The following is a 23,561-nucleotide window of genomic DNA, read 5'->3' as shown; positions in this document are numbered from 1 at the left end:
TCCGTCATGACGCGGCGCCGGGACCGGCGTCGCGCAGGAACCCGCAATGCTTGAATTTCCCCGCTGGAAGTACTTCCTGATCTTGGTCGTCCTGGCGGTCAGCGCGCTGTACGCGCTGCCCAACGTGTACCAGAAGGACCCGTCCGTGCAGATCACCGCCAACCGCGGCGGCCAGGTCGACGATGCCCTCAGGCAGCGCGTCAGCGCCGCGCTGGGCGAGGCCGGCGTCACCCCCAAGTCGGTGGAGAAGGAAGGCGAGAGCCTGATCGTCCGCCTCGGCTCGCTCGACGCCCAGACCCGCGCCAACGACGTGCTGCGCGAGACCGCCGGCGAGAACTACACGGTCGCGCTGAACCTGGCCTCGACCGTGCCGGACTGGCTGGCGGGAGTGGGCGGCAAGCCGATGGTGCTGGGCCTGGACCTGGTGGGCGGCGTGCACTTCGCCCTGCAGGTGGACAAGAAGGCCGCCGTGGACAAGCGTTTCGAGGCCTTCGCCGAGGACATCCGCACCACGCTGCGCGACAGCCGCGTCGGCTACCGTTCGGTCGAGCGCCGCGGCGAGAACGACATCCAGGTGACCCTGACCAATGCCGCCGACGCGGACAAGGCCCGCGCCGCGCTGGTCAAGGCGCAGCCGACCCTGACCTATTCGGGCAGCGGCGAGCGCATCACCGTGAGCGTGCCGCAGACCGAAATGCTGCAGATCGCTTCCGGCGCCATCGAGCAGAACCTGACCACGCTGCGCAACCGCGTCAACGAGCTGGGCGTGGCCGAGCCGATCATCCAGCGCCAGGGCGAGGACCGCATCGTGGTCGAACTGCCGGGCGTGCAGGACACCGCCGAGGCCAAGCGCATGATCGGCGCCACCGCCACCCTGGAATACCGCCTGGTGGTGGACGGCAACGCGGCCGACGCCGCCGCCAGCGGCCGCATCCCGCCGGAAGCGCGCCTGTACCGCGACCGCCGCGGCATGCCGGTGCTGCTGAACAAGCGCACCATCGTGACCGGCGACCAGATGGTCAAGGCCGAGGTCTCCACCGACCAGAACGGCCTGCCCGCGGTCGCGGTCACGCTCAACAGCGTCGGCGGCCAGCGCATGTTCGACGTCACCAGCGTCAACGTGAACAAGCCGATGGCCGTGGTCTACACCGAGCGCATCCCGCAGGTGAGCGTGGTCGACGGCAAGGAAGTGCGCAGCTTCCGGGTCAAGGAGGAAGTCATCTCCGTGGCCAACATCAACAGCCCGCTGGGCAAGAACTTCATCACCACCGGCCTGGAGAAGACCGAGGCCGACAACCTGGCCAAGCTGCTGCGCGCCGGTTCGCTGGCCGCGCCGATGGACTTCGTCGAGGAATACGTGATCGGCCCGAGCCTGGGCGCGGAGAACGTGGCCCGCGGCGTCAAGGCGGTGGTGTTCTCGTTCGTGTTCACCCTGGTGTTCTTCACCGTGTACTACCGCATGTTCGGCGCGATCACCTCGGTGGCGCTGCTGTTCAACCTGCTGATCGTGGTGGCGGTGATGTCGCTGTTCGGCGCGACCATGACCCTGCCTGGCTTCGCCGGCCTGGCGTTGTCGGTGGGCCTGTCGGTGGACGCCAACGTGCTGATCAACGAGCGCATCCGCGAGGAGCTGCGCCTGGGCATGCCGGGCAAGGCCGCCATCGCCGCCGGCTACGAGAAGGCGTCGGGCACCATCCTCGACGCCAACCTCACCGGCCTGATCGTGGGCGTGGCGCTGTACGCGTTCGGCACCGGCCCGCTGAAGGGCTTCGCGCTGACCATGATCATCGGCATCTTCGCCTCGATGTTCACCGCGATCACCGTGTCGCGCGCGCTGGCGGTGCTGATCTACGGCCACCGCAAGAAGCTGACCTCCGTGGCGATCTGACGCTGATCCATCGCAAGCCCCGCACGCCCGCGTGCGGGGGCTGACAGGAAACTCCCTGCATGAAACTATTTCCGCTCCACATCGTCCCGAACGACACCAACATCGACTTCATGCGCCACCGCCGGCCGGTGCTCGCGCTGATGGTGGTGCTGCTGCTGGTGTCGCTGGCCATCATCGGCTTCAAGGGCTTCAACTACGCGCTGGAGTTCACCGGCGGCACCGTGGTCCGCACCCACTTCGAGAAGAGCGTCGATGCCGAGGCGGTGCGCGAGCGCCTGGCCGCGTCCGGCTTCGAGAACGCCCAGGTGCAGAGCGTGGGCGGCGGCAACGACCTGATGATCCGCCTGCCGCCCGAAGGCGAGCACAACAACGCCGCCGATGCCGCGCAGAAGGTGGCCGAGAAGGTGCGCGCCGCGATCAGCACGGCCGACAACGCGGCCACCGCGCAGCCGGGCGAGTTCGTCGGCCCGCAGGTCGGCAAGGACCTGGTGATGAACGGCATCTACGCGACGCTGTTCATGGTGATCGGCTTCCTGATCTACATCGCCGCGCGCTTCGAGTGGAAGTTCGCGATGGTGGCCAGCATCACCGCGTTCTTCGACCTGATCCTGACCGTGGCCTACATGTCGCTGCTCGGCCGCGAATTCGACCTGACCGTGCTGGCCGGCATGCTGTCGGTGATGGGTTTCGCCATCAACGACATCATCGTGGTGTTCGACCGCGTGCGCGAGAACTTCCGCAGCCTGCGCGTGGAGCCGCTGGAGGTGCTGAACCGCTCGATCAACCAGACGCTGTCGCGCACGGTGATCACCGCGGTGCTGTTCTTCCTGTCGGCGCTGGCGCTGTACCTGTACGGCGGCGAGTCGATGGAAGGCCTGGCCGAGACCCACATGGTGGGCGCGGTGATCGTGGTGGTGTCCTCGATCATCGTGGCCGTCCCGCTGCTGAGCATCGGGCCGTTCCGCGTCTCCAAGCAGGACCTGCTGCCCAAGGCCAAGGACGTTGAGGAACTGGCGCGCCGTCCGTAAGGGCCCGCCGGTTTCCGTCCGGGAAGAGCCGCGCATCGCGCGGCTCTTTCTTTTTGCGCTCGCCGCCGGTCGCGGTTCTGTCGGCAGGGCGCCGATCGCGCACCGAGGCGCGCGCCTGCATCCGGCACCGCGATCCATGCGGTGGCGTCGGTTGTTTTCGCTGCGGGCGCACACTACGATCCTCGCGGTTCGGCGCCCGCCTGTCCCGTGCCGCGGCGCTGTTTTCCCGTATCCAACCGAGGTTTCCATGGTCATCAAACCGCGTGTGCGCGGCTTCATCTGCGTCACCACCCATCCGGCCGGCTGCGACGCGGCGGTCAAGGAGCAGATCGACTACATCAAGGCGCAGCCCCGGCTCGCCCATGGCCCGAAGAAGGTGCTGGTGATCGGCGCTTCCACCGGCTACGGCCTGGCCGCGCGCATCAAGGCCGCCTTCGGCAGCGACGCCGCCACCCTGGGCGTGTTCTTCGAGCGCCCGGGCAGCGAGAGCAAGCCGGGCACCGCCGGCTGGTACAACTCGGCCGCGTTCGAGAAGTACGCGCACCAGGCCGGCCTGTACGCGCGCAGCGTCAACGGCGATGCGTTCTCCGACGAGGTGAAGGCCAAGGTCATCGAGATCATCAAGGCCGACCTGGGCCAGGTGGACCAGGTGGTCTACAGCCTGGCGTCGCCGCGCCGGAAGCACCCGAAGACCGGCGAGGTCATCAGCTCCACGCTCAAGCCCATCGGCGCGCCGATCACCCTGCGCGGCCTGGATACAGACAAGGAGGTGCTGACCGAGACCACCCTGCAGCCGGCCACCGCCGAGGAGATCGCCGGCACCGTGCAGGTGATGGGCGGCGAGGACTGGCAGATGTGGATCGACGCGCTGCTGGAAGCCGGCGTGCTGGCGCCGGGCGCGACCACCACCGCCTTCACCTATGTCGGCGAGGAGATCACCCAGGCGATCTACTGGAACGGCTCGATCGGCGCCGCCAAGAAGGACCTGGACGCCAAGGTCAAGGACATCCGCGCCAGCCTGCAGGGCATCGGCGGCGATGCGCGCGTGTCGGTGCTCAAGGCGGTGGTCACCCAGGCCAGCTCGGCGATCCCGACCATGCCGCTGTACCTGTCGCTGCTGTTCAAGGTGATGAAGGACGAGGGCACCCACGAGGGCTGCATCGAGCAGCTCGATACCCTGTACGACATCCTCTACAACGGCCCGCAGGGCGGCGCCAACGCGGCCGACCACATCCGCCAGGAGCTGGTCGACGGCAAGGGCCGCAGCATCGCCCTGGTCGACGAGGAAGGCCGCCTGCGCGCCGACTACAAGGAGATGGCGCCGGAAGTGCAGGGCATGGTGGTCGAACTGTGGCCGCAGGTGACCAACGAGAACCTGTACGAGATCAGCGACCTGGCCGGCTACAAGGCCGACTTCCTGCGCCTGTTCGGCTTCGGCATCGACGGCGTGGACTACGACGCCGACGTGAACCCGGACGTCAGGATCGACAACCTGGTCGACCTGACCTGATGCGGAAAGGCCGGCGGATACGCCGGCCTTTTCGTCCGCGCCGTCGCAGCGGACGCCCGGCGCAGGAGCGCACGACAGTGCGCGATCGCCGTATTGCGGGCGTGCCGCCCGCCCCCGGCTCAGCCGAACTCGAAGTTCATTTCCGGGCCGGCCGGGCCGACGAAGTCGCCCTGCACGTAGTCCACGCCGGAAGTGAACAACAGGCTCATCGTCGCCGCGTCCGAGACGAATTCGGCGATGGTGCGGATGCCCTCGGACTGCGCGCGCGCGGTGATTTCCTGGGTCTTGGGCAACTGCTCGCGGGCCTGCGCCGGATCGGCGGTGAAGCTGCTGTCCAGCTTGAGGAAGCCCGGCTGGAAGTGGGCCAGCAGCTGGAACGAATCCAGCCCGGAGCCGAACTGCTCCAGCCCGACCTTGCAGCCCAGCGCCGAGACCGCGGCCAGGAACTGCTGCGCATTGCGCAGATGGGTGAACACCTTGGCCTCGGCAACCTGCAGCCACAGCTGGTCGCCGGACACGCCCTCGGCCTGCAGGCCGTCGCGGATCACCGCCAGCAGCTGCGGGTCAGAGAACGATTCGGGGGTGATGCGCACCATCAGGTGGGTGTGGTGGCCGGCGCGGCGGCGCTCGCCCAGCGCCTGGATCGCATGGCCGACCAGCCAGCGGTTGATCGGCGCGAGCAGGCCCTGGTCCTCGGCGATCGGCAGGAAGGTCGAGGGGCCGACCATCTCGTCGTTGTTGCGCAGGCGCAGCGAGGCGTCGTACAGCTGGATCGCCTCGCCCATGAGGTTGATGACCGGGCGGAAGCGCAACTGGAAACCGTCGCCTTCCAGCGCGTCGCGCATCAGCTGCACCCAGCGCTGGATGCGCTCTTCCTCGACGCGGTCGGCCGCGCCCGGGTCGAAGACCTTGACCGTGTTGCCGCCCAGCTCGGCCGCGGCGCGGGTGCAGTCGCTGGCGCGCGCCAGCACCTGGCCGACGCTGGCGATCTTCTCCCCGACCTGCACGCCGCCGATGCTGACGGTGACCGTCGCCGAGCGCGCGCCGATGCTGAACACATGCGAGGCGAAGGCTTCGCGCACGCGCTCGGCCAGCCGCGTGGTATGCGCGTAGTCACCCTGGGCGAGGATGGCGAAGCTGTGCTCGCCGAAGCGCGCGACCGACAGCCCGTCGCCGAGCGTGGCGGCCAGGTGCTGGCCCAGCGCGGCGACCAGCGCATCGGCCGAATCCAGGCCGATGTCGGGCAGCAGCCGCGCGTAGTGGTCGGGGTCGACCAGCAGGAAGCCGTACTGGCCCTCGCTGCGGCTGACCTGCGCCACCGCGTTTTCCAGGTGCACCATGAAGGTGGGGCGGTTGAGCAGGCCGGTGACCTGGTCGCGCTGGCGCAGCTCCTCGACTTCGCGCGCCAGTTCCGGGTCGAATTCCTCGCGGCGGCGGAACACCACCTGGAAGCAGGACTCGCCCTCGTAGGTGGCGGCGGTGAATTCCATCGTCGCCGGGAAGCTGTCGCCGTCCTGGTTGCGCGCATGCACCTCGTACTGCGGCGGCGGCGCCTCGCCCTTGCCCAGCGCCTTCAGCAGCTGCTTGAAATCCTCCACGTGCTGCGGCGCGACCATGTCCAGCAGCGAGATGCCTTCCACGTCCTCGAACGAGTCGTAGCCGAACATCTCCAGATAGGCTTCGTTGGCGCGGATGTGCATGCCTTCGTGGATGTAGGCGATGGGGTCGCGCGAGGAGGCGATCAGCGCGTCGCAGCGGCGCTCGGTCTCGCGCATCTGCGCCTCGATCCGGCGCAGGCCGCGGCGGGCCTGCAGGTCGGTCCATTCGTTGCGCACCACCGCCAGCAGGTGCTCGGGGCGCTGACGCAGGGCGATGGCGCGGATGCCGTTGGCGCCGGACTCGACCAGCATCTGCTCGTCGACCCGTTCGGCCAGCAGGATCACCGGGATGTCCTTGCCGCTGGCGGCGATCTGCTGGCTGAGCAGGGCCTGCGGGATCAGCTGCGAGGGCGCCGAAAGCACCAGGTCGATGGACTGGCCGGACAGGATCTCCATCAGTTCGGCCGGCGCCTGCGGCCGGAACGGGCGGATGGCGATGCCGCTGTTGCGCAGGGCGCTGACGATCGCCTCGGCGTTCTCGGCGCTGTCGTCGACGATCAGCAGGCGCAGGGTTGTTTCTTTGCCGTTCTGCATTCAGGACTCCCCTCTGACCGGGTTTAATACAACATGGGTGCGGTGCCGTCCATGCGTGGATCGCTTGCCTGTGACGCGGTTCCTGCGCGCCGCTCAGACCGCCTGTCCGGCCGCGTGGCCCGAGGCCCAGGCCCACTGGAAGTTGTAGCCGCCCAGCCAGCCGGTCACGTCCAGCACCTCGCCGACGAAATGCAGCCCCGGCACCTGCCGCGACTCCAGGGTGGAGGACGAGACCTGGCGCGTGTCCACGCCGCCCAGGGTCACCTCCGCGGTGCGGTAGCCCTCGGTGCCGCTGGCCACCAGCGGGAAATCGGCCAGCACGGCCGCGGCCTGCCTGAGCTGCGGCTCGTCGAGCTGGCGCACCGGCTTGTCCGGCAGCCAGTGTTCGCACAGGCGCTGCGCCATGCGCTTGGGCATGACCTCGGCCAGCACCGTGCGCAGCTCCGAGGCGCCGCGCTCGCGCTTCATCGCGCGCAGCCATTCCAGCGCGTCGTGGCCGGGCAGCAGGTCCAGGCGCAGGTCGTCGCCGGGCTGCCAGTACGAGGAAATCTGCAGGATCGCCGGGCCGCTGACGCCGCGGTGGGTCAGCAGCATGGAGTTGCGGAAGCGCTGCCCGTTGCAGCGCGCCTCCACCGGCAGCGCCACGCCGCTGAGCTCGGCGAAGCGTTCCTGGTGCCTGCCGCTCAGGGTCAGCGGCACCAGCCCGGCGCGGGTGGGCAGCACCTCATGGCCGAACTGGCGCGCGACCTCGTAGCCGAATCCGCTGGCGCCCATGCTGGGAATGGACAGGCCGCCAGTGGCGATCACCAGCGAGGCGCAATGGAACAGGCCATGGGCGGTGCGCACGCGGAACCCATCGGCGCCGCGTTCGATGCCCTGCACCGCGCAGTCGGTGCGGATCTGCACGCCGGCCTGCTGGCATTCGTCCAGCAGCATGCGCACGATCAGCTTGGAGGACACGTCGCAGAACAGCTGCCCCAGTTCCTTCTCGTGCCAGGCGATGCGGTGCCGCTCGACCATCGCCATGAAGTCGGCCGGCGTGTAGCGGGCCAGCGCCGATTTGCAGAAATGCGGGTTGGCCGAAAGGAAGTTGGCGGCGCTGGTGCCGGTATTGGTGAAATTGCAGCGGCCGCCGCCGGACATCAGGATCTTCTTGCCGACCTTGTTGGCATGGTCGATCACCTGCACGATGCGGCCGCGCTGGCCGGCGGTGAACGCGCACATCAGCCCGGCGGCGCCGGCGCCGATCACCAGCACGTCGCAGCGGTGCACCGCCATGCCCTGGTCCGTCGCCACCGCGCGCCTATTCCGCCGCGCGCTTGCGCCAGGCGGGGATGACGTCGAGCTGGACCTGGTCGTTGAGGATCTGCACCTCGCCGTCCTGGATCAGCACGCTCCAGCGCATCGCCCGCTGGATCTGCTGGCCCCAGCGCTCGACGAAGCCCGCGTCCAGGTCCACCACCGACAGGTTGGCGAAGCGGGCCAGGCCCTTGCCCTGTTTCTGCCACCAGATGTCCGAGGCGTTGCCGCCGTAATTGACCACCTGCACCTGGCGGCTGCGGTTGCAGGCCTTGCGCACGCGCGATTCGTCCGGGTGGCCCAGGTCGATCCACTGCAGGATGTCGCCGGTGTAGTCGTGCTGCCACAGGTCCGGCTCGTCGTCGGTGCTCAGGCCGCGGCCGAACTCCAGGCGGTCGTCGGCGTTCAGGGCGAAGGCGAGCAGGCGCACCATCAGGCGCTCGTCGGTCTCGGAGGGGTGCTGGGCCAGGGTCAGGTGGTGGGTCGCGTAGTAGCCGCGGTCCATGTCGCTGATCTGCAGCTCGGCCTTGCGGATGGTGGCGGTAAGGGCCATGGGATCACGGGGCAAAGACCGCCATTCTACTGCGCGGGCGCGTCAGCGTTGCCGTGCCAGCCACTGGTCCAGCCGCGCGGCGAAGGCCTGCCGGTCGCGCGCATGCAGGCTGGCCGGGCCACCGGTCTGCACGCCGGCGCCGCGCAGTTCGGCCATGAAGTCGCGTATCGACAGGCGCTGGGCGATGCTGTCGGAGCTGAACGGCTCGCCACGCGGGTCCAGCGCGGCGGCGCCCCTGGCCAGTACCCGCGCGGCCAGCGGAATGTCCTGGGTGATCACCATGTCGCCGGCGGCGACGCGCTCGGCGATCGCGTCATCGGCCACGTCCGGGCCGCCGGCCACCTGCATGGCGCGGATGAAGCGCGAGGAGGGCGTCTGCAGCCAGCGGTTGGCGACCAGGATCACCTCGATCCGGGTGCGCTCGGCGGCGCGGTACAGGATGTCGCGGATGACCGCGGGGCAGGCGTCGGCGTCGACCCAGATGCGGGGCGACGGGGCGGGAGGGGTGGATTCCATGCCGCGCAGTCTAGCCGCTGCACCGGCCGGGGGCGCATGTACGGCCGCCCTTGGCAGGCGCCAAGCCAATGAATTTGCCGGGATTGTTGCCGCGCAGCGGCCCGCGCCGGCAGATGAATGCGGTATTTGTCGCTTTTTGGCGGAAAGCCGCGTATCTTTCGCCCCACTGTGCTTGCAAGGGTCACCGTGAATCGTGGCCTGATGCAGCTGATCTCACCGATCCGCTCATCGTTCCGTTTTACCAACGCCTGCAACTCAGTCTCGGCCCCGATCCCCGGCGGCTGCGATTTCCAATCAATAGTTCCAGGAGTTTGTAATGTCTGAGCGTCAGACCGGCACGGTGAAGTGGTTCAACGATGCCAAGGGTTTTGGTTTCATCACCCCGGAAAGCGGCCCCGACCTGTTCGTGCACTTCCGTGCCATCCAGGGCACCGGCTTCAAGTCGTTGCAGGAAGGCCAGAAGGTGACCTTCGTCGCCGTGCAGGGCCAGAAGGGCATGCAGGCTGACCAGGTGCAGGCGGTCTAACCGACCCCCGCGACCGCAAGGTAGCCAGAACGCCGGAAGCGAAAGCTTCCGGCGTTTTTATTTGTCGAGCCGACGCGTGATGTCGGAGCCGCTCCGCTGGTTTTCTGTGCCCGCCGTCCTTCGGGCCGTCGACGGGTGATGCCGCAAACAGCGCCGCGCTCGCCGCCGCGCTTGTGACCACGGGTCCAGCCCCCATCTGCTATCGATGGATACCTCCGCGCTGCATTTCGACAACCGTTTCCTGCGCGAGCTGCCCGGCGATGCCGAGGGCGGATCGCGCCGGCGCGAGGTGCTGGGCGCGGCCTGGTCGCAGGTGATGCCCACGCCGGTGGCGGCGCCGCGGCTGCTGGCGCATTCGCCGGAGGTGGCGGCGCTGCTGGGCTTCGATGCGGCGGCCGTGCAGGCGCCGGATTTCGCCGAGGTATTCGGCGGCAACGCGCTGTATGCCGGCATGCAGCCGTGGGCGGCCAATTACGGCGGGCACCAGTTCGGGCACTGGGCCGGGCAGCTGGGCGATGGCCGTGCCATTTCGCTGGGAGAACTGCTGGCCGACGGCCGGCGCTGGGAACTGCAGCTCAAGGGCGCCGGGCCCACCCCGTATTCGCGTGGTGCGGATGGTCGCGCGGTGCTGCGCTCGTCGATCCGCGAGTTCCTGTGCTCGGAGGCCATGCACCACTTCGGCGTGCCGACCACGCGTGCGCTGAGCCTGGTCGGCACCGGCGAAACGGTGGTGCGCGACATGTTCTACGACGGTCATCCACGCGCCGAACCGGGCGCGGTGGTGTGCCGGGTGGCGCCTTCGTTCCTCCGCTTCGGCAGTTTCGAGCTGCCGGCCGCGCGCGGCGACCTGGCGTTGCTGCGGCGGCTGGTGGAGTTCTGCATCGACCGCGATTTTCCGCACCTGCCGCCCGGCCCGTCGCGCCAGGCCGACTGGTTCGCCGAGATCTGCACGCGCACCGCAGTGATGGTCGCGCAGTGGATGCGGGTGGGCTTCGTGCACGGGGTGATGAACACCGACAACATGTCCGTGCTCGGCCTGACCATCGACTACGGTCCGTATGGCTGGGTGGAGGATTACGACCCGGACTGGACGCCCAACACCACCGACGCCCAGGGCCGCCGCTACCGCTTCGGCACGCAGATGCAGGTGGCGTACTGGAACCTGGTCCGGCTGGCGCAGGCGCTGTCGCCGCTGTTCGACGAGGTGGCGCCGCTGCAGGCCGGGCTGGATGCCTTCCAGGCGCGTTTCGCCGCCGAGGAACGCGGCCATCTGGCCGCCAAGCTCGGCCTGGGCGGGTACCGCGAAGGCGATGATGCATTGATGGCGCGCTTCCGGGAGCTGCTGCACGCTGGCGAGATGGACATGACCCTCGCGTTCCGGGCGCTGGCCGACGTCGATCCTGAGCAGCCGGATGCGGCCGCGCTGGAAGAGGCGTTCTATTCGCCCGCGGCCCGCGAACGGGTGATGCCCGACCTGCGGGACTGGCTGCAGCGCCACGCCGCGCGCGTGCGCGATGCCGGCCTGCCGGTCGCGGAGCGGCGCCGCATCATGCAGGCCGCCAACCCGAAATACGTGTTGCGCAACTGGCTGGCGCAGCAGGCCATCGACCGCGCCGAGCAGGGCGACGCCACCGGCATCGCCGAACTGCTGGACGTGTTGCGGTGCCCCTGCGACGAGCAGCCCGGCCGCGAGGCGTTCGCGCGGCGGCGCCCGGAGTGGGCGCGCGAGCGCGCCGGCTGTTCGATGCTGTCGTGCAGTTCCTGATCCTTTCCGCTTCAATGACCCGATGACGAACTCCCCTCCCGACTGGTCCGGCGCGATCCGCGACGTGGCCGATTTCCCCCGGCCCGGCATCCGCTTCAAGGACATCACCCCGTTGCTGGCCGATGCCGCCGGTTTCCGTGCCGCGATCGCGGCGATGGCCGACCCATGGCGCGCGGCCGGGGTGCAGGCGGTGCTGGGCGTGGAAGCGCGCGGCTTCATCCTCGGCGCCGCGCTGGCGCTGGAGCTGGGCGCCGGTTTCGTGCCGGTGCGCAAGCCGGGCAAGCTGCCCGGCGCCACCCTGGTGCAGGACTACGCGCTGGAATACGGCAGCGACCGCATCGAAGTCTGTGCCGGCGCCATCGCGCCGGGGACGCGGGTGCTGCTGGTCGACGACGTGCTGGCCACCGGCGGCACGCTCGCCGCGGCGCTGCTGCTGGCGCGGCAGCTCGAGGCCGAAGTGCTGGGCGCGGCGGTGCTGGTGGAGCTGGACGGACTGGGCGGCCGCCAGCGCTGGCCCGGCGGCCTGCCGCTGCAGGCCACGCTGGTGTATTGACCGCCGCCCCACCGTAGGAGCGGCTTCAGCCGCGAAAAGGCTTTCCCGGTGAGGCCCCATCGCGGCTGAAGCCGCTCCTGCGGCGAAGCCGGGAACGGTTCTACATCTTCCGCACGCGGAAGCGCCTGCCCTTGATCCTGCCGGCTTCCAGCCGCGCCACCGCCTTGCCGGCCTGTTCGCGGGCGATGGCCACGTAGGAGCGGGTGGGGAAGATGTCGATCCTGCCGATGGCCTTGCCCGACAGCCCGGCCTCGCCGGTGAGCGCGCCGAGGATGTCGCCGGCGCGCAGCTTGTCGGTCTTGCCGCCGTCGATGCGCAGCGTGGTCATCGCCGCCTGCGGCAGCTGCGCAGGGCGCGCGGTGGCCAGCGGCGTCTTCTGCCAGTTCAGGGCGCTGCCCTGGTCGGCTTCCAGCGCATCGGCGCGGTGCCGCTCGCGGCCGGCGACCAGGCTCAGCGCCAGGCCGCTGCGGCCGGCGCGGGCGGTGCGGCCCACGCGGTGGCGGTAGGTGTCCAGGTCGCTGGGCATTTCGTAATTGACCACCGCCGCCAGGTCTTCGACGTCCAGGCCGCGCGCGGCCACGTCGCTGGCGACCAGCACGTTGCAGCTGCGGTTGGCGAACTGCAGCAGCACCTCGTCGCGGTCGCGCTGCTCCATGTCGCCATGCAGGGCCAGCGCGGAGAAGCCGAACTGGCGCAGCGAGTTGGCCACCTCGTCCACGTCCTTGCGGGTGTTGCAGAACACCACCGCCGACTCGGGCGTGTACTTGAGCAGCAGGCCGGCCAGCGCCTTCTGCCGGTGCGCGGATTCGACCTCGAAGAACAGGTGCTGGATGGCCGGGGCTTCCTGCTGGCCGTCGATGGTGACTTCCACCGGTTCGTCGAGCAGGGCGCGGGCCAGTTCGCGGATCGCATCGGGGAAGGTCGCCGAGAACAGCAGGCCCTGGCGTTCCTTGTGGGTGCGGCCGGCGATTTCGCGGATGGGTTCCTCGAAGCCCATGTCGAGCATGCGGTCGGCCTCGTCGAGCACGAAGCTGCGCACCTGGCCGAGGTTGAGCGCGCGCTTGCGCGCCAGTTCCTGCACGCGGCCGGGCGTGCCCACCACCACCTGCGGGTCGTGCGCTTCCAGCGAGGCCAGCTGCGGGGCCAGCGGCACGCCGCCGGTCAGCACCAGCAGCTTGAGGTTGGGGATGCCGGTGGCGAGCCTGCGCAGCTGCTTGCCGACCTGGTCGGCCAGTTCGCGGGTGGGGCAGAGCACCAGCGCCTGGGTGCGGATGGTGGCCGGGTCGAGCCGGTTCAGCAGGCCCAGGCCGAAGGCGGCGGTCTTGCCGCTGCCGGTGGGGGCCTGGGCGATCACGTCGCGCCCTTCCAGGATCGGCGGCAGGCTCAGCGCCTGCACCGGGGTCATGGCGGTATAGCCCAGCGCGTCGATGCCGGGAGCGAGGGCCGGGATCAGCGGCAGCGAGGAGAAATCGGTCATGCCGCATTTTCGCAGATGGCGCGGCGGAATGTAGGAGCGGCTTCAGCCGCGAAGGGGACTTCGTGGGAAAGCCCTTTCGCGACTGAAGTCGCTCCTACAGGAGGGCGCGCACGCCGAGGTTGATCAGCAGCCCGCCGCCCAGCAGCCAAGCGAACAGCAGCACCGCCAGCAGCAGCGGCCGGGTGCCGGCCTGGCGCAGGGCCGAAACGTGGGTGGTCAACCCCAGCGCCGCCATCGCCATCGCCAGCAGGGCGGTGTCCAGGTCGATCAGCGCGGCGGCCAACTGCGCGGGCAGCAGCTGCAGCGAGTTGAAGCCGACCATGGCGATGAAGCCGAAGGCGAACCAGGGCACGGCGATCTTCGCGCGCGGGCCGGTGCCGGCGTGGCGGCCGCGTGCCAGCAGCGCCGACAGCCCGACCAGGAACGGCGCCAGCATCATCACCCGCACCATCTTGGCGATGACCGCGGCGTCGGCGGCCGGCTGGCTGACGGCGCGCCCGGCAGCCACCACCTGCGCCACTTCATGCACGGTGGAGCCGGTGAACACGCCGAAGCCGGCCTCGTCCAGCGGCATCCAGCCGGCGCCCACGCCCCATTGGTAGAGCAGCGGGTAGAGGAACATCGCCAGCGTGCCGAACACCACCACGGTGGCCACGGCGACGGCCACCTGTTCGGCGCGGCCCCTGACCACCGGCTCGGTGGCCATCACCGCGGCGGCGCCGCAGATGGAACTGCCGGCGCCGATCAGCAGGGCGGTGTTGCGTTCCAGCCCCAGTACCCGGCAGCCCAGCCACCAGGCCAGGGCGAAGGTGGAGCACAGCACCAGCGCGTCGATCGCCACGCCGGCCACGCCGACCTGGCCGATATCCTGCAGGGTCAGGCGCAGGCCGTAGAGCACGATGCCGGCGCGCAGCAGCGTCGCCTTGGACAGGCCGACACCGGCGGCCGCGCGCGGCGCCACGGCGCCGTAGACGGTATTGCCCAGGGCGATGCCGACCACGATGGCCAGGGTCAGCGCGCTGATGCCGTGGGCCTGCAGCCAGGGCAGGGTGCCCAGCCAGAGCGAAACGGCGGCGATGCCGGCCGTCAGCAGCAGGCCGGGAAGCGGAGACGGCCGGGTCGGGGAAAATCCTTGTGTAGCGGTGTTCATGACGGATGGTTATCAGGAGGTGGCCCATCCTGACCTCAGTGCAATCACCCGTAAAACAGATAGTATTTGTATGAATAACCTGTTTAACGGGTAAGTCATGCATCTTTCCCTGCGCCAGCTGCAGATCTTCTGGGCCGTGGCCGACACCGGAACGACCACCGCTGCGGGCGAGGCCATCGGCCTGTCGCAGTCGGCGGTGAGCGCGGCCTTGAACGAACTGGAAAACCTGTTGGGGCTGGCGCTGTTCGACCGCGTCGGGCGGCGGCTGGTGCTCAACGGCCATGGCCGCGCCCTGCTGCCGGAGGCGCGCGTCCTGCTGGCGGGCATGGACGACCTAGAGCGCCGCTTCCGCCTGGGCGATGAAACCGCCGCGCCGGTGCGCTGGCGGGTCGGCGCCAGCACCACCATCGGCAACTACCTGATGCCGGCGCGCATCGCCGACCTGCGCGAGCGCAACCGCCAGGCCCAGGTCGACCTGGTGATCGGCAATACCCGCGAGGTGGCCGGCGCGGTGCAGCGGCTGGAAGTGGACATCGGCCTGATCGAAGGCCCCTGCCACGAACCGGGGCTGGACGTGGCGGCCTGGCGCGAGGATGAACTGGTTATCGTGTTCGGCGACCGCCACCCACAGGCGGCCGCGCTGCGGGTGGGCGCGGACCTGGCGCAGCTGCGCGGCGCCTGCTGGCTGCTGCGCGAACCCGGCTCCGGCACCCGCGAGGCCGCCGAGCAGGCGTTGCTGCCGCACCTGCACGGCTTTGCCGAGGTGCTGCAGCTCGGCGGCACCGAGGCGATCAAGCAGGGCGCGGTCGCCGGGCTCGGCCTGGCCTGCCTGTCACGGCACGCGGTGGCCGACCTGGTCGCGCTCGGGCGGCTGCACGAACTGGCCACGCCGCTGCCGCCGCTGCGCCGCCAGCTGTGGGCGGTGCGGCACCCGGGCAGGCGCGTGCCGGCCAGCCTGCGGCGCCTGCTGGCGCTGGACGAAGAGACGTTCGCCGACGGCTGAGCGCGCCGCTCCCGTACAATGCGCGCATGCCTTTGATCACCCTGCAGAACGTCGACTACAGCGTCGGCGGCCCGTTGTTGCTGGAAAAAGCCGAACTGTCGATCGAAAGCGGCGAGCGCATCGCCCTGATCGGCCGCAACGGCGCCGGCAAATCCACCCTGATGAAGCTGATGGCCGGCGAACTGAAGCCGGACGACGGCGAAGTGCGCGTCCAGCAGGGCGTGCGCGTCACCCGCCTGGAGCAGGAGGTGCCGCACGGCGCCGCCGGCAGCGTGTTCGACGTGGTCGCCGACGGGCTGGGCGAGCTGGGCCACTGGCTGGCCGAGTTCCACCGCCTGAGCCATGCCGAGGTGTTCGACGGCGATGCCATGGGCAGGGTGCAGGCCAGGATCGACGCGGCGGACGGCTGGGCGCTGGACCAGCGCGTGTCCGAGACCCTGACCAAGCTGGAGCTGGATGGCGATGCCGAGTTCGGCCGCCTGTCCGGCGGCATGAAGCGCCGCGTGCTGCTGGCGCGCGCGCTGGTGGCCGGGCCGGACGTGCTGCTGCTGGACGAGCCGACCAACCACCTGGACATCGAGGCCATCGACTGGCTGGAAACCTTCCTCAAGGGCTGGCAGGGCTGCGTGGTGTTCGTCACCCACGACCGCCGCTTCCTGCGCGCGCTGGCCACCCGCATCGTCGAGATCGACCGCGGCCAGGTCACCAGCTGGCCGGGCGACTGGGACAACTACGCGCGCCGCCGCGAGGAACGCCTCAACGCGCAGGCGCAGGAGAACGCGCGCTTCGACAAGCTGCTGGCGCAGGAGGAAGTGTGGATCCGGCAGGGCATCAAGGCCCGCCGCACCCGCGACGAGGGCCGCGTGCGCCGGCTCAAGGCCATGCGCGTGGAGCGCAGCCAGCGCCGCGAGCTGGGCGGCAACGTCAGGCTGGAAGCGGCCGCGGGCGAAAACTCCGGCAAGAAGGTCATCGACGTCAAGGACGTGTCCTTCGCCTTCGGCGAGCGGGTCATGATCAAGGACTTCTCGACCACCATCCTGCGCGGCGACCGCATCGGCCTGATCGGCCCCAACGGCAGCGGCAAGACCACGCTGCTGAAGCTGCTGCTGGGCGAACTGCAGCCGGACAGCGGCGAGGTGCGGCAGGGCACCAACCTGCAGATCGCCTATTTCGACCAGTACCGCGCCACGCTGCGCGAGGACTGGAGCGCGATCGAGAACGTGGCCGAGGGCGCGGACTTCATCGACCTCAACGGCAAGCGCAAGCACGTGCATGCCTACCTGCAGGACTTCCTGTTCACCCCCGAACGCGCGCGCGCGCCGATCACCCGGCTGTCCGGCGGCGAGCGCAACCGCCTGCTGCTGGCCAAGCTGTTCGCGCAGCCGTCCAACCTGCTGGTGATGGACGAACCGACCAACGACCTGGACGTGGAAACCCTGGAGCTGCTGGAAGAGCTGCTGGGCGACTACACCGGCACCCTGCTGCTGGTCAGCCACGACCGCGACTTCCTCGACAACGTGGTCACCTCCACCCTGGTGCTGGAAGGCGAGGGCAAGGTGGGCGACTACGTCGGTGGCTATACCGACTCGCTGCGCCAGCGCCCGGCGCCGGCGCAGAGCGGCATGGCGGTGGCCAAGGCCTCGGCCACGGCGGTGCCCGCGGCGAAGCCGGCGGCCGCGCCGGCCGCCGAGGTGGCACCGGCCAGGCGCAAGCTCAGCTTCAAGGACGCGCGCGAGCTGGAACAGCTGCCGGCCAGGATCGAGCAACTGGAACGCGATGTGGAAGGCCTGACCGGCGCGATGAACGACCCGGCGTTCTACACCCGCTCCAGTGCCGAGGTCACCGCGCACACCCAGCAGCTGTCCAGGGTGCAGGCCGAGCTGGACGCGGCCTACGCGCGCTGGGAAGAGCTGGACGGCTGACTGCCGCCGGATCGCCGCCACCAGGGCGGTCCGATGGCCCTGCGGCGCCTGCCGCCATCGTCATGTGACAATCGCGGCCGGAAGCGGCCGGCCCTGGGCCGCTTCCCCTGTTTCTCCATGGAGCATGCGATGGCAACGCCTTTCTCCGTGCAGCGCATCGACCACGTGGTGTTCCGCGTGCGCGATCTGCCGCGCAGCATCGCCTTCTACCAGGCCGTGCTCGGCTGCGAGGTGGTCCGGCGGCGCGAACACCTGGGCCTGGTGCATCTGCGCGCCGGCGCGTCGATGATCGACCTGGTCGGCGTGGACGGCCCCCTGGGCGCCCGCGGCGGCGAGGCGCCGGGCGCGGGCGCGCGCAATGTCGACCACCTGTGCCTGCGCATCGAGCCGTTCGACGAGGCGGCCATCGCCACCCACCTGCATCGCCACGGGCTCACTGCGCTGGGCGCGGCGGAGGTCAACTTCGGTGCCGAGGGCGATGGGCTGTCGCTGTATTTTGCCGACCCGGACGGCAACGTGATCGAGCTCAAGGGCCCGTCGCAGTCGCCGGGCTGAAACGACACGCTCAGGCCGGGTCCGGTTCCGCGGCATCCTCGCCGCCGCCGGGCAGCTCGAAGAACGCCCAGAACGGCACGTTGTCCTCGGCCCAGCGCGCGGAGGCTTCGGCGAGGATGTCCAGCAGCGTATCGAAATCTTCCCGGTTGCCCTGGCGCAGGTCGCCGGCATCGCCGAACAGCAGCGCGTAACCGTTGGCGGGCAGCCAGGACAGGTCGCGCAGCGCGTCGGACAGCGCGTCCCAGTTGCGGCCGCGGCCGGCAGGGAAGTCCAGCTGGGTGCCGATGCGCAGCAGCAGGGTGCGTTTGTCGGTGCAGGCCTCCAGGTCCACGCGCAGCACCTTCAGCCCGGCGTCGCGCGCGGCGGCGGCCAGCCCGCCCAGGTCGCCGTGGCCCACGCCGTAGACGCCGGCCTGGCCGGCATCCTCCAGGCCCATGTCGAAACCGCTGTCGCTCATCGCGTGCCTCCGTTGGCCGGCACTTCGAAACCGCGGAAGGTCTCGTAGTGGTCGTCGGTGTAGTACCAGACTTCGGGCGGGTCGCCGCCGGTGACGATCCGGCGCGCGCCGCGGTGGCCCAGGTCCGGCGTGCGCACCGTGTACTCGCGGTAGTAGCCGCGCGCGCGCTGCGGCAGGCGCCGCTCGCGGTTGCCGAACACGCTGCCGTCCTGGCGGTGCGGGAACGGGCCGCCGCGCAGGATCAGGGCGATGGTGTCGTGCGCTTCCGGCGGCAGGAAGGCCGGCAGCGGGTCGGTCGCGCCGGGCTGGCGCGGCTCCTCGACGACCGCCGGTGCGGCGGCTTCGCCCAGCGAGGGCGCGAACTGCGGGGGCGGCGGCTGCTGCAGCGCGCGCATGGCCCACAGGCCGGCCACCAGCAGGATCGCGGCGCTGAGCAGGAGCAGGGGTTTGCGCATGGGGCGTGGGCCTGTGTCGCGTGGAAGGGCCGATTATCGCGTCTGCGCGGGATTTTTCTTGAACGCGGGCCATCGCGCGCGCGGTGCCTTCGCCGCCTGCCGGCCGTTTGTACTCACGGCAGGACGAAGTTTCCTTTACATCGGCCTTGGTAAGTTGCGGCTTCCTGCCTACCATTGCCGTGCACCGTCCGGCGGTCGCCGGACAACGAACCCAGGCATAAAACCCAAGGAGATTCCTCATGGCCTACACCCTGCCCAAGCTGCCTTACGCCTACGACGCGCTGGAACCGTACATGGATGCGGCCACGGTGGAGATCCATTACTCCAAGCACCACCAGACCTACGTCAACAACCTCAACGCGCTGGTCGAGGGCACCGAATACGCGGACCTGCCGATCGACGAGCTGCTGCGCAAGGTCAAGACCCTGCCGGAAAACCTGCAGCAGGGCGTGCGCAACCAGGGCGGCGGCCATGGCAACCACTCGCTGTTCTGGGATGTGATCGGCCCGAACGCCGGCGGTACCCCGGGCGGCGCGCTGGGCAAGGCCATCGACGAGCAGCTCGGCGGCTTCGACAAGTTCAAGGAAGCCTTCACCAAGGCCGCGCTGACCCAGTTCGGCTCCGGCTGGGCCTGGCTGAGCGTCACCGCCGACAAGAAGCTGGTGGTCGAGAAGACCGGCAACCAGGAAAGCCCGCTGATGGAAGGCCGCACCCCGGTGCTGACCATCGACGTGTGGGAACACGCCTACTACCTGAAGTTCCAGAACCGCCGCGCCGAGTTCATCGAGACCTTCTACAGCCTGATCAACTGGAAGGAAGTCGAGCGCCGTTACGAGGAAGCCGTGGCCTGAACGGCGACGGCCGACCGCGCGGGCGGGGCTTGAGGCCCGGCCCGCCGGCAGGTGGCTACGGACGAGGCCGGGCGGAAACGTCCGGCTTCGCCGTTTCCGGCGGCGGCGCATCGGCCGTGGTGCCGCCGATCAGCCGCAGCGTGGTCATCACCCCCAGCACCAGCGGCGCGGTGTCCGTCGTGGCCGGCGCCAGTTCCACCGTCTGCTGGGCGACGTCGGCGAAACTGCGCACCTGGTAGAGCACGTCCAGGCTGTGTGGGCGGGTGGCCGCCGCGCCGTTGGCGGCGGCGCGCCGTACCGAAGGATTCCGGCGCGCCGGCTGGAAGCCGGGCAGTTGCCGGACCAGCTCGTCGGTGGGCGCGGAGAACTCGCCGACGACCAGCGAGGGCTGGTCGTCGGCGGTCGCGCCGATCCAGGCGAGCAGGTCCGAGGCCTGCTGCGCGCGCACCTCCCGGTCGTTGCCGTCCGGCGCGATGCGCGCGATGTAGATGTTCACCACCTTGCGGTCCAGCCGCGCGCGCTGCATGCCGGCGGCGGTCAGCTGGCCCTCGCCATGCAGCAGGGTGATGCCGTCCTCCAGGACGTCCAGGCCGGCCAGCACCGCGCTGCCGCGGCGCTGCGCGTGGCTGGGCGGGTCGGCGGTGATGAAATCGCAGTTGTACCGCAGCCGGGTGGCCAGCCAGCACGCGGGATTGCGCGCGTCGGGCGATTGCTGCACGTCCTGCACCGCGATCACGTCGGCGCGCAGGTCCGCCAGCAGGGCCAGGATCCGTTCGCGCTGCTGGTTCCATTGCGCGCTGTCCTGCGGCAGGCGGAGGCTGGCGATCCGCAGCACCGGCGTGGCGGGCTCGGCGGCCACGGCGAAGGACAAGGCGAGCAGCGCCAGACAGCCCCAGTGCTTCATTGCGACGACCAGTACGGACAGGCCGCCATGCTAGCGTGCGGCCCTGTCTAGGGGCCGTGCAGGCGCGGCGGCGCGGGCGCGCGGACCGCCGCTTGCGTTACGCTTGCCACCTTCAAGTATCCGCAGGACCGTCCCACAGATGACGAGCAACGACGTGGCAACCGTGCCCGCCGGCAAGGCCGGCATGCCCCGCCAGATTCCCTACATCATCGGCAACGAAGCCTGCGAGCGCTTCAGTTTCTACGGGATGCGCAACATCCTGGTGCAGTTCCTGATCACCTCGCTGCTGCTGCAGGAGGTGACCGCCGACGGCCGCGCCGGCGAGGCCAAGGACATCATGCACAGCTTCATGATCGGCGTGTACTTCTTTCCGCTGCTCGGCGGCTGGCTGGCCGACCGTTTCTTCGGCAAGTACCACACCATCCTTTGGTTCAGCCTGGTCTACTGCGCCGGCCACCTGTGCCTGGCGCTGTTCGAGGACAGCCGTCAGGGCTTCTTCCTCGGCCTGGGCCTGATCGCGCTGGGCGCCGGCGGCATCAAGCCGCTGGTGGCTTCGTTCATGGGCGACCAGTTCGACCAGTCGAACAAGCACCTGGCCAGGGTCGTGTTCGACGCCTTCTACTGGATCATCAATTTCGGCTCGCTGTTCGCCTCGCTGCTGATCCCGCTGGCGTTGAAGAACCTGGGCCCGCAGTGGGCGTTCGGCATTCCCGGCATCCTGATGTTCGTGGCCACCTTCGTGTTCTGGCTGGGGCGCCGCCGCTACGTGCTGGTGCCGCTGCCGCCGAAGGACCCGCATTCGTTCGCCACCGTGGTGCGCACCGCGCTGCTGGCGCGCGCGCCGGGGCAGGGCAACGCCGGCATGATGGTGGCCCTGGCCGGCGTCGCGCTGGCGCTGTGGGCGCTGGTGCTGGCGGCGATGAGCCTGGCCGGCCTGCGCGAAGGCGGGCTGGGCGTGGTGATCTACCTGTGCCTGGCGCTGGTGGCGCTGCTGGCCGGCATCGGCGGCGGCACCCTGCTGCAGCTCGAGCGCGCCCGCGGCACGCACCCCGACGCCGCGGTGGAAGGCGTGCGCTCGGTGCTCAAGGTGCTGGTGATCTTCGCCCTGACCACGCCGTTCTTCTCGCTGTTCGACCAGAAGGCCTCGACCTGGGTGCTGCAGGGCCAGCAGATGGCCATGCCGGCGTGGTTCAGCGCCTCGCAGATGCAGGCGATCAACCCGCTGCTGGTGATGATCCTGATCCCCTTCAACAACCTGGTGCTGTACCCGGCGCTGCGCCGCTTCGGCTTCGAGCCCACCGCGCTGCGGCGCATGACCGCCGGCATCGCCTTCAGCGGCCTGGCCTGGGTGGTGGTGGGCGGCCTGCAGGTGGTGATGGACGGCGGCAACGCCCTGTCCATCTTCTGGCAGATCCTGCCATACGCGCTGCTGACCTTCGGCGAGGTGCTGGTGTCGGCCACCGGCCTGGAGTTCGCCTACAGCCAGGCGCCGGCCTCGATGAAGGGCGTGGTCATGAGCTTCTGGAACCTGACCACCACCATCGGCAACCTGTGGGTGCTGCTGTCCAACGCGGCGGTGCGCAACGACGCGGTGACCGAGCGCATCGCCGGCACCGGGCTGAGCGAGGCGGCGTTCCTGATGTTCTTCTTCGCTGGTTTCGCCTTCGTGGCGGCGCTGGCCTTCGGCCTGTACGCGCGGCGCTACAGGATGGTCGACAACTACCGGGCAGCCTGACCATGCAAGGACCGATAACCCTGCTGTTGATCGCCATCACCGGCCTGGTCTCGTGGCTGGCCTTCAGCAACCGCAAGCTGGCCGACCGGCTGATCCTGTGGCCGCCGGCGGTGGACCGCCACCGCCAGTACGACCGGCTGGTGACCTACGGCTTCATCCACGCCGATTTCGCCCACCTGCTGTTCAACATGGTCACGCTGTTCTTCTTCGGGCGGCTGATCGAGCAGATCATGCTGCGCGTCACCGGCAACTGGTGGACCTACCCGCTGTTTTACCTGGCGGCGCTGGTGGTCTCGATCCTGCCCAGCTACCTGAAGAACCAGAAGAACCCCAACTACCTGAGCCTGGGCGCCTCCGGCGCGGTGTCGGCGGTGCTGTTCGCCTTCATCCTGATCTCGCCGTGGTCGCTGATCTTCGTGTTCTTCATCCCGGCCCCGGCCATCCTCTACGGCGTGTTCTACGTGGGCTACAGCATCTGGATGGACAGGCGCGGCGGCGACAACGTCAACCATAGCGCGCACCTGGCCGGTGCCGCGTTCGGCGTGATGTTCATGCTGTTCATGGAGCCGCAGGTGCTGCAGGTGTTCCTGGAGCAGCTGATGAACCCGCGCTTCGGGCGCTGACCACCCGCGCGCCGCCGTCGGGCCGGACGGGCTGACGGCCGCGTGGACTTTCCTCGTCCCCGATTCCCGGCGGTCGGTGCCGCCTGCGAGGCGGCGGGAACGAGGGCCTGCCGTTTGCCCGCGCTCGTGCCTTCCGGACTGCCGGGGAACAGGCGGGCCGCAGATGACGGCCCGCTGCGGTGCGCTCCGCCTTTCACGTCGCACCCGCAGGCGGTCGCGGCACAATGGGCGCATCCAGTCAGGGGAACCACGCCATGAGCCATGACGCCTCCGCGCTTCCGCCCGTCGCGCACGACGCGGCCGCGCAGCGCTTCACCCTCGCCGTCGACGGCGAGCGGGCGGTACTCGATTACCAGTTGCGCGATGGCACGATGGCCATTACCCATACCGGCGTGCCCGAGGCCATCGGCGGTCGCGGCATCGCCGCGCTGTTGACCAGGGCCGCGCTGGCGCATGCCCGCGCCAGCGGCCTGAAGGTGGCTCCCGAATGCAGCTATGCGGCGGCCTTCATGCAGCGCCATGGAGAATACGCGGACCTGCTGGGATAATCCGCGCCGGAGGCGGTTCCAGGCGGAACCGCGCGATCCATCGAGAAGGGA

22 protein-coding genes are annotated in these 23,561 nt (G+C 69.7%); 13 read left to right on the top strand and 9 right to left on the bottom strand.

Annotation, left to right across the window (positions count from 1 at the left end; translation table 11 throughout):
- The first annotated feature begins 46 nt into the window (after positions 1 to 46).
- From secD to fabV, 3 genes are all read left to right on the top strand, one after another.
- Positions 47 to 1,888: a protein translocase subunit SecD gene (secD, locus tag AC06FP_RS05655; protein ID WP_478074843.1), complete on the top strand. Its 1,842-nt coding sequence runs from the start codon at positions 47 to 49 to the stop codon at positions 1,886 to 1,888.
- 59 nt (positions 1,889 to 1,947) lie between these two features.
- Positions 1,948 to 2,916, top strand: a complete 969-nt coding sequence (gene secF / locus AC06FP_RS05650; RefSeq protein WP_478074842.1) for a protein translocase subunit SecF — start codon at positions 1,948 to 1,950, stop codon at positions 2,914 to 2,916.
- A 247-nt stretch (positions 2,917 to 3,163) separates the two neighbouring features.
- The gene (gene fabV, locus AC06FP_RS05645; RefSeq protein WP_478074841.1) at positions 3,164 to 4,426 is read left to right on the top strand and encodes an enoyl-ACP reductase FabV; all 1,263 of its coding nucleotides are present in this window, start codon (positions 3,164 to 3,166) and stop codon (positions 4,424 to 4,426) included.
- Between the two features lie 119 nt (positions 4,427 to 4,545).
- Here the strand turns inward: fabV and AC06FP_RS05640 are convergent, their stop codons facing one another.
- From AC06FP_RS05640 to AC06FP_RS05625, 4 genes are all read right to left on the bottom strand, one after another.
- Positions 4,546 to 6,618, bottom strand: coding sequence for a GGDEF/EAL domain-containing response regulator (locus AC06FP_RS05640; protein WP_478074840.1), 2,073 nt, complete (start codon positions 6,616 to 6,618; stop codon positions 4,546 to 4,548).
- A 93-nt stretch (positions 6,619 to 6,711) separates the two neighbouring features.
- The gene (locus AC06FP_RS05635) at positions 6,712 to 7,896 is read right to left on the bottom strand and encodes a BaiN/RdsA family NAD(P)/FAD-dependent oxidoreductase (RefSeq protein ID WP_478075290.1); all 1,185 of its coding nucleotides are present in this window, start codon (positions 7,894 to 7,896) and stop codon (positions 6,712 to 6,714) included.
- A gap of 25 nt (positions 7,897 to 7,921) precedes the next feature.
- Complete coding sequence (locus AC06FP_RS05630; RefSeq protein ID WP_456119218.1) at positions 7,922 to 8,470, bottom strand: YaeQ family protein; 549 nt, start codon at positions 8,468 to 8,470, stop codon at positions 7,922 to 7,924.
- A 42-nt stretch (positions 8,471 to 8,512) separates the two neighbouring features.
- Positions 8,513 to 8,986 (bottom strand): YaiI/YqxD family protein, encoded by a 474-nt coding sequence (locus AC06FP_RS05625; RefSeq protein WP_478074839.1) that lies wholly within the window; start codon positions 8,984 to 8,986, stop codon positions 8,513 to 8,515.
- 316 nt (positions 8,987 to 9,302) lie between these two features.
- On the opposite strand from AC06FP_RS05625, the gene AC06FP_RS05620 reads away from it, so the two are divergent.
- The 3 genes from AC06FP_RS05620 to AC06FP_RS05610 all read left to right on the top strand — a co-directional run bounded on the left by AC06FP_RS05620 (position 9,303) and on the right by AC06FP_RS05610 (position 11,830).
- On the top strand, positions 9,303 to 9,512 hold the full coding sequence (locus AC06FP_RS05620) for a cold-shock protein (protein ID WP_055769319.1): 210 nt from the start codon (positions 9,303 to 9,305) through the stop codon (positions 9,510 to 9,512).
- A gap of 205 nt (positions 9,513 to 9,717) precedes the next feature.
- Entirely contained in the window at positions 9,718 to 11,277 is a 1,560-nt protein-coding gene (locus AC06FP_RS05615; RefSeq protein WP_478074838.1) for a protein adenylyltransferase SelO, read from the top strand.
- Between the two features lie 22 nt (positions 11,278 to 11,299).
- Complete coding sequence (locus AC06FP_RS05610; RefSeq protein ID WP_478074837.1) at positions 11,300 to 11,830, top strand: adenine phosphoribosyltransferase; 531 nt, start codon at positions 11,300 to 11,302, stop codon at positions 11,828 to 11,830.
- Positions 11,831 to 11,930: 100 nt separating this feature from the next.
- Here the strand turns inward: AC06FP_RS05610 and dbpA are convergent, their stop codons facing one another.
- Positions 11,931 to 13,307: an ATP-dependent RNA helicase DbpA gene (gene dbpA / locus AC06FP_RS05605; protein WP_478074836.1), complete on the bottom strand. Its 1,377-nt coding sequence runs from the start codon at positions 13,305 to 13,307 to the stop codon at positions 11,931 to 11,933.
- Positions 13,308 to 13,401: 94 nt separating this feature from the next.
- Positions 13,402 to 14,457 (bottom strand): YeiH family protein, encoded by a 1,056-nt coding sequence (locus tag AC06FP_RS05600; RefSeq protein WP_478074835.1) that lies wholly within the window; start codon positions 14,455 to 14,457, stop codon positions 13,402 to 13,404.
- Positions 14,458 to 14,554: 97 nt separating this feature from the next.
- Here AC06FP_RS05600 and AC06FP_RS05595 point away from each other — a divergent pair, with 97 nt between their 5' ends.
- The 3 genes from AC06FP_RS05595 (at position 14,555) to AC06FP_RS05585 (ending at position 17,937) form a co-directional block, all read left to right on the top strand.
- Positions 14,555 to 15,460 (top strand): LysR family transcriptional regulator, encoded by a 906-nt coding sequence (locus tag AC06FP_RS05595; protein WP_478074834.1) that lies wholly within the window; start codon positions 14,555 to 14,557, stop codon positions 15,458 to 15,460.
- 26 nt (positions 15,461 to 15,486) lie between these two features.
- A complete protein-coding gene (locus AC06FP_RS05590) occupies positions 15,487 to 17,382 on the top strand; it encodes an ATP-binding cassette domain-containing protein (RefSeq protein WP_478074833.1) in 1,896 nt (631 codons plus the stop codon).
- Between the two features lie 129 nt (positions 17,383 to 17,511).
- Complete coding sequence (locus tag AC06FP_RS05585) at positions 17,512 to 17,937, top strand: VOC family protein (RefSeq protein WP_478074832.1); 426 nt, start codon at positions 17,512 to 17,514, stop codon at positions 17,935 to 17,937.
- Between the two features lie 10 nt (positions 17,938 to 17,947).
- Here the strand turns inward: AC06FP_RS05585 and AC06FP_RS05580 are convergent, their stop codons facing one another.
- Both AC06FP_RS05580 and AC06FP_RS05575 read right to left on the bottom strand, forming a co-directional pair.
- Positions 17,948 to 18,394 (bottom strand): barstar family protein, encoded by a 447-nt coding sequence (locus AC06FP_RS05580; RefSeq protein WP_456119227.1) that lies wholly within the window; start codon positions 18,392 to 18,394, stop codon positions 17,948 to 17,950.
- The gene (locus AC06FP_RS05575) at positions 18,391 to 18,849 is read right to left on the bottom strand and encodes a guanyl-specific ribonuclease (protein ID WP_456119228.1); all 459 of its coding nucleotides are present in this window, start codon (positions 18,847 to 18,849) and stop codon (positions 18,391 to 18,393) included. Before AC06FP_RS05575 ends, AC06FP_RS05580 begins: the two co-directional genes overlap by 4 nt.
- Before the next feature lie 239 nt (positions 18,850 to 19,088).
- On the opposite strand from AC06FP_RS05575, the gene AC06FP_RS05570 reads away from it, so the two are divergent.
- Entirely contained in the window at positions 19,089 to 19,700 is a 612-nt protein-coding gene (locus tag AC06FP_RS05570) for a superoxide dismutase (RefSeq protein WP_456119229.1), read from the top strand.
- A 55-nt stretch (positions 19,701 to 19,755) separates the two neighbouring features.
- Here the strand turns inward: AC06FP_RS05570 and AC06FP_RS05565 are convergent, their stop codons facing one another.
- Entirely contained in the window at positions 19,756 to 20,604 is an 849-nt protein-coding gene (locus tag AC06FP_RS05565; protein WP_478074831.1) for an endonuclease/exonuclease/phosphatase family protein, read from the bottom strand.
- Between the two features lie 139 nt (positions 20,605 to 20,743).
- Between AC06FP_RS05565 and AC06FP_RS05560 the strand changes: the two genes are divergently transcribed.
- From AC06FP_RS05560 to AC06FP_RS05550, 3 genes are all read left to right on the top strand, one after another.
- Positions 20,744 to 22,339, top strand: coding sequence for a POT-type proton-dependent oligopeptide transporter (locus AC06FP_RS05560; protein WP_478074830.1), 1,596 nt, complete (start codon positions 20,744 to 20,746; stop codon positions 22,337 to 22,339).
- A 2-nt stretch (positions 22,340 to 22,341) separates the two neighbouring features.
- Positions 22,342 to 22,962 carry a rhomboid family intramembrane serine protease gene (locus AC06FP_RS05555; RefSeq protein ID WP_478074829.1) on the top strand — a complete coding sequence of 207 codons (621 nt, stop codon included), beginning with the start codon at positions 22,342 to 22,344 and terminating at the stop codon, positions 22,960 to 22,962.
- 254 nt (positions 22,963 to 23,216) lie between these two features.
- On the top strand, positions 23,217 to 23,510 hold the full coding sequence (locus AC06FP_RS05550) for a GNAT family N-acetyltransferase (protein WP_456119233.1): 294 nt from the start codon (positions 23,217 to 23,219) through the stop codon (positions 23,508 to 23,510).
- Positions 23,511 to 23,561 lie beyond the last annotated feature (51 nt).

Source organism: Stenotrophomonas sp. Steno-Z2, from assembly GCF_056393235.1.
The sequence above is the reverse complement of the archived record's forward strand: the minus strand, read 5'-3'. Positions and strand labels throughout refer to the sequence as shown.